The sequence below is a fragment of the Burkholderia sp. AU31652 genome, assembly GCF_002223155.1.
In the GTDB taxonomy this organism is placed as follows: domain Bacteria; phylum Pseudomonadota; class Gammaproteobacteria; order Burkholderiales; family Burkholderiaceae; genus Burkholderia.
In genome coordinates, this window is sequence record NZ_NKFG01000003.1 from 615,812 (window position 1) to 628,372 (window position 12,561).

A 12,561-nucleotide genomic window follows, 5' to 3' on the forward strand; every position below is an offset into this window, starting at 1 on the left:
TTTCAATGCTCGGTGTTTTGTAAGTCGAATGGCACCCGATGTAACAAAACCTGTCGATCGCGCGGCGTTGTCGTGCAGACGCAATCCAGGCGTCAAGCGGACGTAAGCCACTCGTCGAAAACCTGCTGTCCGGGCACCGTGACGCGCAGCACGCGCGGCCGTGCGGCGCGTTCGATCCAGCCGTGCGCGCAGAAGCTGTCGAGCAGCGCCGCACCGAGTGCGCCGCCGAGATGCGAGCGCCGTTCGCTCCAGTCGAGGCAGCCGCATGCGAAGCGGCGCCGGCGCGTGCGCTGCTGCGCGACGTCGATGCCCCATTGCGCGAGCGCCTGGGTGCCGAGTTCGGTGGTCTCGATCGCATCGCCGTCGGCAAGCAGCCAGCCGCGCGCGGTGAGCCCGTCGAAGATGCGCACCGCGAGTTCGCCGGCCATGTGGTCGTAGCAGGTGCGCGCATAGCGCAACTCGGCCGGGACCGTGCGGGACGGCGCCGGAACCGGGCGATGCGGCGCGGCTGCGCGGGCGACGTTCGCGAGCGCCTCGAGCGAGGCCGCGATGTCGGCCGACGCGATCCGGTAGTAGCGGTGCCGGCCGCGCACGTCGAGCGCGAGCAGGCCGCCCTCGGTCAAGCGCGCGAGATGGGCGCTTGCAGCGGACGGCGACAGCCCCGCGATCATCGTCAGCTCGCCTGCCGGTCGCGCGCTGCCGTCCATCAGCACCCACAGCATCGCGGCGCGCCCCGGGTCGGCGATCAGCGAGCCGATGCGGCTCAGGCCCGGGAAGTGGTGGTCGTCTTGGTCGGTCATCGTCGTGTCTCGTCAGGCGGGATGAGCTTCAGTGTAGTGGGCGTGCGCATTCGATGTTTCGCTTTTGGCTGAAATGTCGGATGCACTGGCGCGGGCGTCGTCGATGCGGCGGAGCCGGGCTGCGGCCGCTTGCGGCGCGCGCGTAGAATGGCTGAAAGCGGCCGCAGCGGGCGGCCGCACGTGACACGATGCAATGATGAAGACGATTTTCTGTTTGCTGGCGGCCGCGCTCGTCTGCGCGGCCTGTGCGCAGGGCGGTGCGGGTGCGTCCGGCGAGCGCGGCGGCAGCATCGAGATGTACGGAACCATCGATCAGGGCATCACGGTGCGCCGCTGACCGGTGCCGGCCGAGCGCGCGCCGGGCCAATCCCCGGCAGCCGCGCCATACGGGGCGCCCCGCGACGCGTTGCCGCAGTGCAACGTATAATGGCCCGATTACAGCGCCCCTGCCGCCTGGAGCCAACAAGATGTCCCAACCGTCCCCCGTACCGGCCGCCCTCGACCGCACCGAAACCGTATTCCGCTTCCTCGCCGAGCCGTCGTCCGTGAACTTCGGCGGCAAGGTGCACGGCGGCGCGCTGATGAAGTGGATCGACGAGGTTGCGTATGCGTGCGCGGCCGTCTGGTCGAGCCGCTATTGCGTGACGGTCAGCGTCGGCAACATCCGTTTCCAGCGTCCGATCATGGTCGGCAATCTGGTCGAGCTGAAGGCGCGCGTCGTCGCGACGGGCCGCACCAGCATGCACATCCATGTGTCCGTGCATGCCGGCGATCCGAAGGGCGGCATGCTGCGCCAGACGACCGATTGCCTCGTCGTGTTCGTCGCGGTCGACGAGAACGGCAACCCGGTGCCGGTGCCGCCGTTCGTGCCCGAGACCGACGAGCAGAAGGTGCTCGCGAAATATGCGGCCGACGTGCGGGCCGCGCTCGACAAGATCGTCGAGATGAAGCCGGAAGAGGTCGCGAAGGGCGCGGTCTGACCGCTGCGGGCGCCGCGCATCGCGCCGCGCCCGTCATCCTGCCTCTTCCTGCCGTTACTGCGACCCGATCATCTGCTCGGGACGTACCCACGCATCGAATTCCGCCTCGGTCAGGTAGCCGAGCGCGAGCGCGGCCGCCTTCAGCGTCGTGCCTTCCTTGTGCGCCTTCTTCGCGATCTGCGCCGACTTGTCGTAGCCGATATGCGGATTGAGCGCCGTCACCAGCATCAGCGATTCGTTCAGCAGCAGGTCGATCCGCGAGCGGTTCGGCTCGATGCCCACCGCGCAGTGATCGTTGAAGCTCTGCGCGCCGTCGGCGAGCAGCCGCACCGACTGCAGCACGTTGTGCGCGATCATCGGCCGGAACACGTTCAGCTCGAAATTGCCGCTCGCGCCGCCGACGTTGACCGCGACGTCGTTGCCGAACACCTGGCAGCACAGCATCGTCACGGCTTCGGACTGCGTCGGGTTCACCTTGCCCGGCATGATCGAGCTGCCCGGCTCGTTTTCAGGAATCGACAGTTCGCCGAGCCCGCAGCGCGGCCCGCTCGCGAGCCAGCGGACATCGTTCGCGATCTTCATCAGGCCGGCCGCGACCGTCTTCAGCGCGCCGTGAGCGAACACCAGCGCATCGGCCGCTGCCATCACCTCGAACTTGCTCGGCGCCGTCACGAACGGCAGCTTCGCAAGCCGGCCGATTTCATCGGCGACGCGCACCGCGAACTCCGGATGCGCGTTCAGCCCCGTACCGACCGCGGTGCCGCCGAGCGCGAGTTCGTACAGGTGCGGCAATGCCGATTCGACGTGACGGATGCCCTGGTCGAGCTGCGCGACGTAACCGGAAAACTCCTGGCCGAGCGTGAGCGGCGTCGCGTCCTGCAGGTGCGTGCGGCCGATCTTCACGATGTCGGCGAATGCCTTCGATTTCGCGTCGAGCGTCGTGCGCAGCGTGCGCAGCGCCGGCAGCAGGTGGTTGACGATCGCGTACGCGGCCGCGACGTGCATCGCGGTGGGGAAGACGTCGTTCGACGACTGGCCGCGGTTCACGTCGTCGTTCGGATGAACCTTGCGCGCTTCGCCGCGCTCGCCGCCCATCAGTTCGCTCGCGCGATTCGCGATCACCTCGTTGAGGTTCATGTTGGTCTGCGTGCCGGAGCCCGTCTGCCACACGGCGAGCGGGAATTCGCGCGGATGCTTGCCGGCGATGATCTCGTCGGCCGCGTCGATGATCGCGCGCGCCTTGTCGTCGGCCAGCACGCCGAGCGACTGGTTCACGGCCGCCGCGGCGCGCTTGACGATCGCGAGCGCGTGGATCAGCTCGGGCGACTGCTTCTCGGTCGAGATCCGGAAATTCTGCAGCGAGCGCTCGGTTTGCGCGCCCCAGAGCCGGTCGGCCGGCACGGCGATCTCGCCGAACGTATCGCGTTCCATCCGAACTGCTTCGTTCATGATCCACTCCTCCAGGAAAGGGGAAAGGCCGCGCGTGGTCGCGCGGCATCAGACGTAATCAGACGTATCGTGAGGCAGTCGCGCCGCTCGCGCGGCGTCTCGAGATCTTCAGCCGACTAGCATAGCGCCGGCGCGGATTTCGCGTCTTGTCGCGCTCAGTGCGGCGACGTCACGAGCGACGCGCTCTTCAGATGGAAGCGCCACGCCATCAGCACGGCCACGCTGGCGAGGCCGGCCGCGAGGCCCCACCAGAGGCCGCGGGCGCCGAGGCCCACGTGGAACGCGAACCAGTAGCCGGTCGGAAAACCGATGCCCCAGTAGCCGAGGGTGGCTGCGAGCATCGGGATGCGCGTGTCCTTCAGGCCGCGCAGCGCACCCGACCCGACGGTCTGCGCGCCGTCGACGATCTGGAACACCGCGGCGATGCCGAGCAGCGACGCGGCGAGCGACACGGTGGCTGCGTTGGCCGGATCGTCGAGGTTCAGGTACAGGCCGACGATCGCATGCGGCGCGACGATCAGCACGATGCCCGACAGCGTCATGAACGCCACACCGAGGCCGAGTGCGACGAAGCCGGCATGCCGCGCGGCGACGGGCGCCCCTGCGCCGACCCAGTAACCGACCCGCACGTTGGCGGCCTGGCCGATCGCGAGCGGCACCATGAACGCCACCGATGCGACGTTCAGCGCGATCTGGTGCGCGGCCAGCGACGTCGCGCCGAGCACGCCGACCGTCAGGCCGGTCGCGAGGAACAGTGTCGACTCGACCCCGTACGTGATCGCGACGGGCCAGCCGATGCCGATCAGTTCGCCCATCATCGGCAGCTTCGGGCGGGCGGCGGTGACGAAATGACGGAAGCGCTGCCGGCCGTGCAGCAGCCAGATCAGGGCGAATGCGGTGAGCCAGATCGTGATCGTCGTTGCGACCGCCGAGCCGAGGAAGCCGAGGCGCGGCAGTCCGAACGCGCCGTGGATCAGCCCGTAGTTCAGCACGGCATTGACGCCGACGCCGCCGATCGACACCCACAGCAGCCGGCGCGCCGCGCCGATCGCCGGCAGGAACGCGCGCATCAGCCCGACGCCGATCAGGCTGCCGAGCGCGGCGAAGCGCAGGATGCCGGTGTATTCGCCGACGTGATGGGCGAGCAGCGGCGGCTCGTGGAACATCAGCAGGATCGGTTCGGACAGCGACAGCGCGATGATGGCCGGAATCGCGAGCAGCACGGACAGCGCGAAGCCGGTCCAGTAGATGTGCGGGACGCGCTCGTCGGCCTTGGCGCCGCGCGCATGCGCGACGCTGACGCTGACCGACGACAGCACGCCTTGCAGCACGGTCACGATGACGAAGAAGAAGTTCGCGCCGAGGCCGCCCGCCGCGAGCGAATCGGGGCCGAGCGAGCCGAGCAGCACCGTGTCGGTGACGCTCATTGCCATCTGCGAGAGCTGCGCGATCGCGAGCGGCGCGGCAAGGCGCGCGGTATCGGCGGCATGACTGGACAGGGACGGCGGCGCGGCGGCCGTCCGCGTAAGACCGGAATGCGACATGGAATGGGCGCTCGCGCGGGTGCGGGCCCGCGCTATATGTATTTATTTTGAGAGACGGCTAGCTTACGGCTTTATTCGAACGGTGTCGAACGCGCGCGCCGATGGCCATGTCGCAGGCAGGGGGAACCGTCGGCCCTAGGCTTCGCGCACGGCAATGCGCGTGTCGCCGAGCAGGACGACCTGGCCCGCGCGGATCTTGCAGGTCTTGCGCAGCTCGACCGCGCCGTCGACTTTCACCGCGCCGGACGCGACGATCAGCTTCGCGGTGCCGCCGCTGTCCGCGAGGCCGGTGATCTTGAGAAGGTTGTGCAGCTCGACGTATTCGCCGGTCAGCGTGAAATCCAGATTGGGCATGACGAAGAAGGTGCGCAAAGCGCGGGAGGAATCGCCTCGCATCATACGGCACCGCGGGCCGGCGCGCGAGCGCGGCCGGCCGCCGCCCGCAGTTGTTAGGGAGTGTGAGCCATTCGTCAGCAAATGAAACGGTGGGTAACAGTCTGAGAGATTCGAGAACTGGCCGCGCGGGCTGCGGGTCTTCTGTCGTACCTGCTGCGTGTTGCGGCGGGGGACGCAACGGACCGCATCGCTGCGGTTCGGGCGCACAACTTCCTGAGGAGAATTGCCATGTCCAAGATTCGTACGATGCTGATCGGTGCCGCGTTGACGGCGTTCGCCACTTCGGCCGCATTTGCCCAGACGGGTACGGCGGTGCAGGGCGCAGCCGGTGCCGGCGTTCAGGGGCAGACGCCGGCGGCGGGTGCCGGTGCCGGCATGCAGGGCGGTGCGGGCGCGAATGCGTCGGGCAATGCGGCAGGCGGTGCAACCGATGCAGTCGGCGCGGCAGCCGATGGCGCGAAGGACTCGACGTCGTCGGCCGTCCACTCGGCCAAGAAGCATACGAAGCATGCCGCGAAGTCGGCCAAGAGCCATGTCGGCTCGGCCAAGGCGAAGGCCGGCGAAGCAACCGAAGGCGGTGCGTCGGTCGGCGCAGAGGGCGGTGCATCGGCCCAGGGCGCCACGCAGTAAGCGGTGCCAGGCGCCGCGCGACGCTCGCCCTCGACGACGCGTCGCGACGGCGGCCATCCGATGGCCCGGTTCGCGTTGCGCGAACCGGGCCGCTTTCATTTGTCGATGGGTTCGGGCGCGCCGTTAGGGCCGCCGTTGGCTCTGCCCTTGGCCCGGCTGACCCTGCGCCGGCCGCGCGGCCGTCGGCGTGAATACGCTGCGCAACCATGCGGCGAGCCGGGCGAAGACGTCGTACGGTTCCTCGACGAAGATCTCCGGCTTCAGCAGCCGCAGGTATTCCATGATCTGCTGTGCTTCCTGCTTCTGGAACGAACCGTGCGCGAGCCCGAGCCGCAGCAGCCCGCGCAGTTCGCCGAGCTTGTCGCGCGCGGTGCTGCCTATGCTCATCTCGCACGCAAGCTTGGCCTCGTAGACCCGTTGTCGCAGCGATTCCGCGAGCCGCCACGCAGGCGTCTGCATCAGTTCCTCGAGCGTCTGGATGTCTTGCGCGGCTCCCTTGATCTGCGAGGCGAGCGGATCGATCAGCGACGGGTCGCCCTGCGCTTCGGCGACGATCGCTTTCGCCCAGTCACGGCAAGCCTTCGCGAGTTCGTCGGGGGTCCATTCGGAGCGCGACGCGAAGCCGAAGCCGAATTCGCCGGCCTGTCGCATCAGGATCGCGACGACGTCCGGAAATTCCTTGTCGAGCGTGCGTTTTGCCCACGCGTACTGGCCGCCCTGCAGCATCCGCTGCACCGCGTGTTCGGTCAGCGGCACCATGTTGTCGAGCAGCTTGGCGCGCAGGAAATCCTCGAACGACGGCGTCGCGAACTGCGGGTCGAGTTTCAGCGACACGCGGACGAACGCGTCGTAGTCCTTGCGCAGGGACTCGAGCGTGTCGTCCTTGAGGGAAAGGGTGATCTGGCCCATGAATCGTCTCGATGGCGGCCCGTGCCAGCCGGCGGCCGGCACGGCGCACCGGGACGGGCGCAGCGTCGACTGACCGGTGCGCGCCGAGGCCGGTGGCGGGTATTCATTCCCTATATCGGCGCGCCGGGCGGAAACTTGAGTACGAATGACCGAGTGTGTACTCAGGCGGGTAGCCAGTGGGGCAGCACGACCCCTTGCCAGAAAAAGAACACCGCGAGCCCCACCGCGATCGTCACGAGCGGGCGGCGGGTGGCGGCCGACACGAGCACGGCGGCGAGCGCGCCGACGAGCTGTGGATTGCGCCAGGTCAGCTCGGCCGTGCCGCCGTGCGGCGAGACGACCATCGGCACGATGATCGCGGTCAGCACGGTGACGGGCACGAAGCCGAGCGCGGTCCGCACGAGCGGCGGGAAGGTCAGCCGTTCGCCGAACAGGAACAGCGTCGAGCGGATCGCGTACGTGATGACGGCCATCCCGAGGATCAGCAGCGCGTAGCTCACGATGCGGCCTCCGTGCGCGAGCCGGCGCGCGTGCGTTCGTGCCGCAACGTGAGCGCGACGCCGACCGCGACGCCGGCGGCGACCGCGCCGAGCAGCCCGAGCTTGTACGGCCAGCCCTGCCAGAAGTACGCGAGCGTGCCGGCCGTCACGGCTGCCGCGAAATAGCGCAGCGTGCCGAGTTGGGGGACGACGATCGCGATGAAGGTCGCCGCCATCGCGAAATCGAGGCCAAGCGACTGCAGGCCCGGGAATGCCGCGCCGAAGCCGATGCCCGCGAGCGTCCAGACCTGCCAGTTCAGGTACATCGCGAGCCCCGAGCCGAAGAAGTAGTGGGGGCCGATCGCGCCCGGCGGGAAATGCCGGTAGTGCGCATAGGCGACCGCGAACACCTCGTCGGTCATCAGTGCGCCGAGCGTCGCGCGCCAGCGCAGCGGCAGGTGGGCGACATAGGGCGCGAGCGTCGCGCTGTACAGCAGGTGACGCAGGTTCACGATCAGCGTGGTCGCGAGCACGACGACGAAGCTCGCGCTGCCCGCGATCAGGCCGAGCGCGATGAACTGCGCGGAGCCCGCGAACACGGCGAGCGACATCAGTGCGCCATGCCAGGCGGCGAGCGGGCCGCCGCCCACGAGCGTGCCGAAAATCACGCCGAACGGCGCGGCGCCGATCATCATCGGGATCGTGTCGCGCGCACCGTCGAGCCATTCGTTCAATGGACGGCGGGCAGGCGATGCGGGTATCGGATTCAAAGGGTGCTCCTCCATGAACGGGAGGATAGCGGGCAGGGGGTGTGCCGGCTTGTATGTTCTTGCGCTTGCGGGGTCGGGCGGTATCGCGGTGGCGGGCGGGACGCTGCGCGTCAGCTCGCCTGCCAGCGCCCGGGCGGCACGCCGAACATGCGTTTGAAATGCCGGGTGAAGTGGCTTTGGTCGACGAAGCCGCTGGCCGCCGCGACGTCGGCGACGGGCACGCCCGCGCGCAGCGGCGCCAGCGCGCGCTGCAAGCGCAACTGGTTGCGCCACGCATGCGGCGGCATGCCGGTCGTGCGGGTGAACAGGCGCGCCGCGTGGAACGGCGACAGGCCGGCCGCCTGCGCGACTTCGTCGAGCGTCACCGTGCACACGAGGTCGGCGGCGAGCCGCTCGCGCATGACGTCGACGCGCGGTTCGTCCGCTGCGAGCGGCGCCGGTCGCGGCTGTGCGTCGGCATGGCGCACGATCAGCGTCGACAACGCATCGAGCATCGCCGTTTCGGCGGCGAGCGGATCGTAGGCGCGCGGTGCGCCGGTCGCCGGATCATGCGCCGGCTGCCCGTGTGCCTGCAACGGCAGTGCGCGCTCGCTGCCGGCCTCCATCATTCGGTGCGCGAGCGTGAGCCGGGCCGCAAGATCGGCGTCGCGAATCACGTCGGGCGCAAACCACGGCGCGTCCTGCGGGCGGCCGGCGATCGAACAGGTGAGTTCGCGGATGAATTCGACCGGCATGTAGCTGACGCGATAGCACCAGCCTTCATCGGCCGCGCGCGACCCCGTATGCACCTCACCGGGATTGATGACGGGCACGGAGCCGGTTTCGGCGACATAGCCGCTGCCGCGATAGGTGAAGCGCTCCGCTCCTTCGAGAATCACGGGGATCGTGTACGCGTCGTGCCAGTGGGGGGCGAACGCATGATCGCGATAGGTGGCCGTGAGGAGGTCCGCATCCGGCAGCAGCGGCGTGCGCCAGTAGCGTGCGGAGTCGGGAAGGCGGGTGGCGGACATGATCGGGCGCGGGAGCGGTCGAATCGACAGTGTATCGCTCGCGCGCCCGGCAGGCGCGGGCTTTACTTGACCGGAATCGTCGTGCCGGCCGGCATCGGTACCGCGGTGACGGCGTTCTTCGGGCTGCCGCTCACGATGCGGTCGCTGTAGGTCAGGTAGACGATCGTGTTGCGCTTGGTGTCGACCACGCGCACGACGTGCAGGGTCTTGAAGATGAACGACATGCGCTCGCTGAACACGTCGGTCTGCTGCTTGAGCGGCTCCTTGAAGCTGATCGGGCCGACCTGCCGGCATGCGATCGACGCCTCGCTCGGATCCTCGGCGACGCCGAGCGTGCCCTTGATCCCGCCGGTGCGGGCGCGTGACACGTAGCAGGTCACGCCGTTCACGATCGGATCGTCATACGCCTCGACGACCACGCGATCGGAGCCCGTGACGCGGAAATGGGTGTTGACGCTGCCGACTTCCTCCGCGTGCGCGAGCGGCGCCGCGGCGAACGCGGAAAGCAGGAGGGCGAAGGGGGCTAAGCGGAGGAGGCGGTGCTTCATCGATGGAACCGGATGCGAATGCGGGACAGAGACTCTAGCATGCGCGCGACCGGACGATGAAAGCCGAATGGCAGGCCGGAAAAACAAAAGGCCCGTCGAATGACGGGCCTTTCGCTATTTGGCTCCCCGACCTGGGCTCGAACCAGGGACCTACGGATTAACAGTCCGGCGCTCTACCGACTGAGCTATCGGGGAATAAATCGGTACATCTGCATGCCTGTTTGTCTACCAGCAAAAAGCCCGTCCACTTTCAACGGGCCTTTGCGTTTTTGGCTCCCCGACCTGGGCTCGAACCAGGGACCTACGGATTAACAGTCCGGCGCTCTACCGACTGAGCTATCGGGGAACAAACAACAACAGCAGAGAAACGAGATTATATGGAGCGTTGATCAGGTCGTCAACACTTTTGAGCCGCAGCGCACAAAAAAATTTCTGCGCCGGCTGCGCGATCAGCGCTCGAGCAGGTGCAGCTTGTCCTGCACGTCCTTCCACTCGTCCGCGTCGGCGGGTGCCGGCTTGGTCTTCGTGATCGACGGCCAGTCCTTCGCCAGCTCGGCGTTCAGCGCGGTGAACTGCTGCTGGTCGCCCGGAACGTCTTCTTCGGCATAGATCGCATTGGTCGGGCACTCGGCGACGCATACGGCGCAGTCGATGCACTCGTCCGGATCGATGGCGAGAAAGTTGGGACCTTCACGGAAGCAATCCACCGGGCACACATCCACGCAGTCCGTGTATTTGCACTTGATGCAGCCTTCGGTCACAACGTGAGTCATTAAAACGCTCCTGCTTGGCGGTATATATGGGGTGGCGTTTGCGCCAAAACCGGCATTGTAACTGAAGCGCAAAACCCGCATGGCGTGGTCGGCTATCCGGCTTATATCGTTTCGTGATTAGTTTATGGGGCCCTCCACGGGGCGCTGAAGGGACGCACCGGCGGCAGTGCGTGCCCCATATACGCCGGAACGGGCAGTGCGGCCGGAGCAGGGCGGCAGGCGGTTTCACGATGGTCGGGCCCGCATTCGGGTAACATGGCCGACAGACCGGGCGGCGCGCGGTGCGCCGGGGCCCGGTCACGATATTGGCGGTGCCGTCATCATGATCATCACTTCGCTGCTCGACACGGATCTCTACAAGTTCACGATGATGCAGGTCGTCCTGCATCACTTTCCCGCTGCAAGCGTCGAATACCGTTTCCGGTGCCGCACGCCCGGCGTCGATCTCGTGCCGTACATCGACGAAATCCGCGACGAGGTGCGCGGCCTGTGCGCGCTGCGTTTTTCCGACGTCGAACTCGACTACCTGCGGAGGATGCGCTTCATCAAGAGCGATTTCGTCGACTTCCTCGCCCTGTTCCACCTGAACGAGAAGTACATCTCGATCACGCCGTCGCCGAAGGGCAACGGTGAAATCGACATCGAGATCACGGGGCCGTGGCTGCACACGATCCTGTTCGAGATCCCGGTGCTCGCGATCGTCAACGAAGTGTATTTCCGCAATACCCAGCGCGAGCCCGACTATCGCGAAGGCCGCGAGCGGCTGCGCGAGAAGATCAAGCTGCTCGGTGCGAAGCCCGAATTCGCCGACTGCAAGATCGCCGACTACGGTACGCGCCGGCGTTTCTCGAAGGTCTGGCACGAGGAGGTCGCGCTCACGCTGCGCGACGGCCTCGGCCCGCAGTTCGCGGGCACCAGCAACGTGCTGTATGCGATGAAGCACGGCATCACGCCGCTCGGCACGATGGCGCACGAGTACCTGCAGGCCTGCCAGGCCCTCGGCCCGCGGCTGCGCGATTCGCAGATCTACGGCTTCGAGATGTGGGCGAAGGAATATCGCGGCGACCTCGGGATCGCGCTGTCGGACGTCTACGGGATGGATGCATTCCTGAACGACTTCGACATGTACTTCTGCAAGCTGTTCGACGGCGCGCGCCACGATTCGGGCGATCCGTTCGAATGGGGCGAGCGGATGCTGCGTCATTACGAGATGAACCGTTGCGACCCGCGGACCAAGGTGCTCGTGTTCTCGGACGCACTCGACATCCCGAAGGTCATGCAGTTGTACGAACGTTTCCGCGGCCGCTGCAAGCTCGCGTTCGGCGTCGGCACGAACCTCACCAACGATCTCGGCTACGTGCCGCTGCAGATCGTGATCAAGATGGTCCGCTGCAATGGCCAGCCGGTCGCGAAGCTGTCGGATTCGCCGGGCAAGAGCATGTGCGACGACAAGGCGTATCTCGCGTACCTGCGCCAGGTGTTCGGCATCGCGCAGCCGGTCGAGGAAGACGCGTCGAAGTAAGCGTCGGCCGAACGGCCAAAACTGCGTGGCGGCGGGGGCGGCCGGTATAATCCGACGGTATCGCCCGCCAACGTCACGAGGACCGTTCATGGACACTTCCGCTGCCCGTCGCCAGATCCTCGCGCGCATTCGCGCGGCGCAGGGGCGTGCGGCCGAACCCGATGCGGCCGAGCGCGACGGCGTTGCCGATTATCTCGCCCGTCATCCGGAAGGCCCGCGCCCGCCGGCGCCGGCCGATCTCGTCGCTGCCTTCGTCGACGAAGCGGTACGCCTGTCGACGACGGTCGACGAAGTCGCGACGCTTGCCGACGTACCGGCCGCCGCGGCTCGCTACCTTTCCGCTCACGGCCTGCCGACGCAGGCCGTCGCGTGGCGCACGCTGGCCGATTTCGACTGGGCGGGCGCAGGCCTGTCGGTCGAATGCCGCAAGCCGCGCGACGGCGATCTGGTCGGCCTCACCGGCTGCTTTTGCGCGACGGCCGAAACGGGCTCGCTGGTGCTGCTGTCCGGCCCGGACACCTATGCGTCGGCCGGCCTGCTGCCGGAAACGCACATCGCGATCGTTCCCGCGTCGCGGATCGTCGCCGGTCACGAAGACGCCTTTGCGCTGATCCGCTCGGAGCGCGGCGAATTGCCGCGCGCGGTCAACTTCGTGTCGGGCCCGTCGCGCACGGGCGATATCGAGCAGACCATCGTACTGGGCGCGCACGGCCCGTACCGCGTGCACGTGATCGTCGTACGGGGCGCATGA

15 protein-coding genes and 2 tRNA genes are annotated in these 12,561 nt (G+C 67.5%); 5 read left to right on the forward strand and 12 right to left on the reverse strand.

The genetic code is table 11. The annotated features are described in order from the left end of the window. Nucleotides 1–92: 92 nt before the first annotated feature. Nucleotides 93–800, reverse strand: a complete 708-nt coding sequence (locus tag CFB40_RS05560; protein ID WP_089424824.1) for an ArsR/SmtB family transcription factor — start codon at nt 798–800, stop codon at nt 93–95. 196 nt (nt 801–996) lie between these two features. Between CFB40_RS05560 and CFB40_RS38550 the strand changes: the two genes are divergently transcribed. Together CFB40_RS38550 and CFB40_RS05570 are read left to right on the forward strand one after the other, a co-directional pair. Then, complete coding sequence (locus CFB40_RS38550) at nt 997–1,137, forward strand: hypothetical protein (RefSeq protein ID WP_164991999.1); 141 nt, start codon at nt 997–999, stop codon at nt 1,135–1,137. 130 nt (nt 1,138–1,267) lie between these two features. Next, a complete protein-coding gene (locus CFB40_RS05570) occupies nt 1,268–1,780 on the forward strand; it encodes an acyl-CoA thioesterase (protein WP_039370920.1) in 513 nt (170 codons plus the stop codon). 54 nt (nt 1,781–1,834) lie between these two features. On the opposite strand, the gene fumC is transcribed toward CFB40_RS05570, so the two are convergent. The 3 genes from fumC to CFB40_RS05585 form a co-directional block, all read right to left on the reverse strand. After that, the gene (gene fumC / locus CFB40_RS05575; RefSeq protein ID WP_047850516.1) at nt 1,835–3,229 is read right to left on the reverse strand and encodes a class II fumarate hydratase; all 1,395 of its coding nucleotides are present in this window, start codon (nt 3,227–3,229) and stop codon (nt 1,835–1,837) included. A gap of 155 nt (nt 3,230–3,384) precedes the next feature. Then, nucleotides 3,385–4,773, reverse strand: a complete 1,389-nt coding sequence (gene norM / locus CFB40_RS05580) for a multidrug efflux MATE transporter NorM (RefSeq protein WP_089424825.1) — start codon at nt 4,771–4,773, stop codon at nt 3,385–3,387. Nucleotides 4,774–4,908: 135 nt separating this feature from the next. Continuing rightward, nucleotides 4,909–5,127, reverse strand: coding sequence for an RNA-binding S4 domain-containing protein (locus CFB40_RS05585; protein ID WP_006486208.1), 219 nt, complete (start codon nt 5,125–5,127; stop codon nt 4,909–4,911). A 270-nt stretch (nt 5,128–5,397) separates the two neighbouring features. Between CFB40_RS05585 and CFB40_RS05590 the strand changes: the two genes are divergently transcribed. Then, a complete protein-coding gene (locus CFB40_RS05590; RefSeq protein WP_089430777.1) occupies nt 5,398–5,799 on the forward strand; it encodes a hypothetical protein in 402 nt (133 codons plus the stop codon). Nucleotides 5,800–5,922: 123 nt separating this feature from the next. Here the strand turns inward: CFB40_RS05590 and CFB40_RS05595 are convergent, their stop codons facing one another. The 8 genes from CFB40_RS05595 to fdxA form a co-directional block, all read right to left on the reverse strand. Then, a complete protein-coding gene (locus tag CFB40_RS05595) occupies nt 5,923–6,708 on the reverse strand; it encodes a DUF4088 family protein (protein ID WP_089424827.1) in 786 nt (261 codons plus the stop codon). Nucleotides 6,709–6,869: 161 nt separating this feature from the next. Beyond that, the gene (locus CFB40_RS05600; protein ID WP_089424828.1) at nt 6,870–7,208 is read right to left on the reverse strand and encodes an AzlD domain-containing protein; all 339 of its coding nucleotides are present in this window, start codon (nt 7,206–7,208) and stop codon (nt 6,870–6,872) included. Beyond that, the gene (locus CFB40_RS05605) at nt 7,205–7,972 is read right to left on the reverse strand and encodes an AzlC family ABC transporter permease (protein ID WP_089424829.1); all 768 of its coding nucleotides are present in this window, start codon (nt 7,970–7,972) and stop codon (nt 7,205–7,207) included. Before CFB40_RS05605 ends, CFB40_RS05600 begins: the two co-directional genes overlap by 4 nt. Before the next feature lie 95 nt (nt 7,973–8,067). Further along, nucleotides 8,068–8,967, reverse strand: a complete 900-nt coding sequence (locus CFB40_RS05610; RefSeq protein WP_089424830.1) for an AraC family transcriptional regulator — start codon at nt 8,965–8,967, stop codon at nt 8,068–8,070. A gap of 62 nt (nt 8,968–9,029) precedes the next feature. Further along, entirely contained in the window at nt 9,030–9,515 is a 486-nt protein-coding gene (locus CFB40_RS05615; RefSeq protein ID WP_089424831.1) for a CreA family protein, read from the reverse strand. A gap of 119 nt (nt 9,516–9,634) precedes the next feature. Then, nucleotides 9,635–9,710: transfer RNA gene (locus CFB40_RS05620), tRNA-Asn, on the reverse strand. A gap of 75 nt (nt 9,711–9,785) precedes the next feature. Then, nucleotides 9,786–9,861 (reverse strand) — tRNA-Asn (locus CFB40_RS05625). A gap of 103 nt (nt 9,862–9,964) precedes the next feature. Further along, nucleotides 9,965–10,288 (reverse strand): ferredoxin FdxA, encoded by a 324-nt coding sequence (gene fdxA, locus CFB40_RS05630; protein WP_011351384.1) that lies wholly within the window; start codon nt 10,286–10,288, stop codon nt 9,965–9,967. A gap of 322 nt (nt 10,289–10,610) precedes the next feature. On the opposite strand from fdxA, the gene pncB reads away from it, so the two are divergent. Both pncB and CFB40_RS05645 read left to right on the forward strand, forming a co-directional pair. Next, nucleotides 10,611–11,810, forward strand: coding sequence for a nicotinate phosphoribosyltransferase (pncB, locus tag CFB40_RS05640; protein WP_089424832.1), 1,200 nt, complete (start codon nt 10,611–10,613; stop codon nt 11,808–11,810). A gap of 88 nt (nt 11,811–11,898) precedes the next feature. Beyond that, nucleotides 11,899–12,561 carry a LutC/YkgG family protein gene (locus CFB40_RS05645; protein ID WP_089424833.1) on the forward strand — a complete coding sequence of 221 codons (663 nt, stop codon included), beginning with the start codon at nt 11,899–11,901 and terminating at the stop codon, nt 12,559–12,561.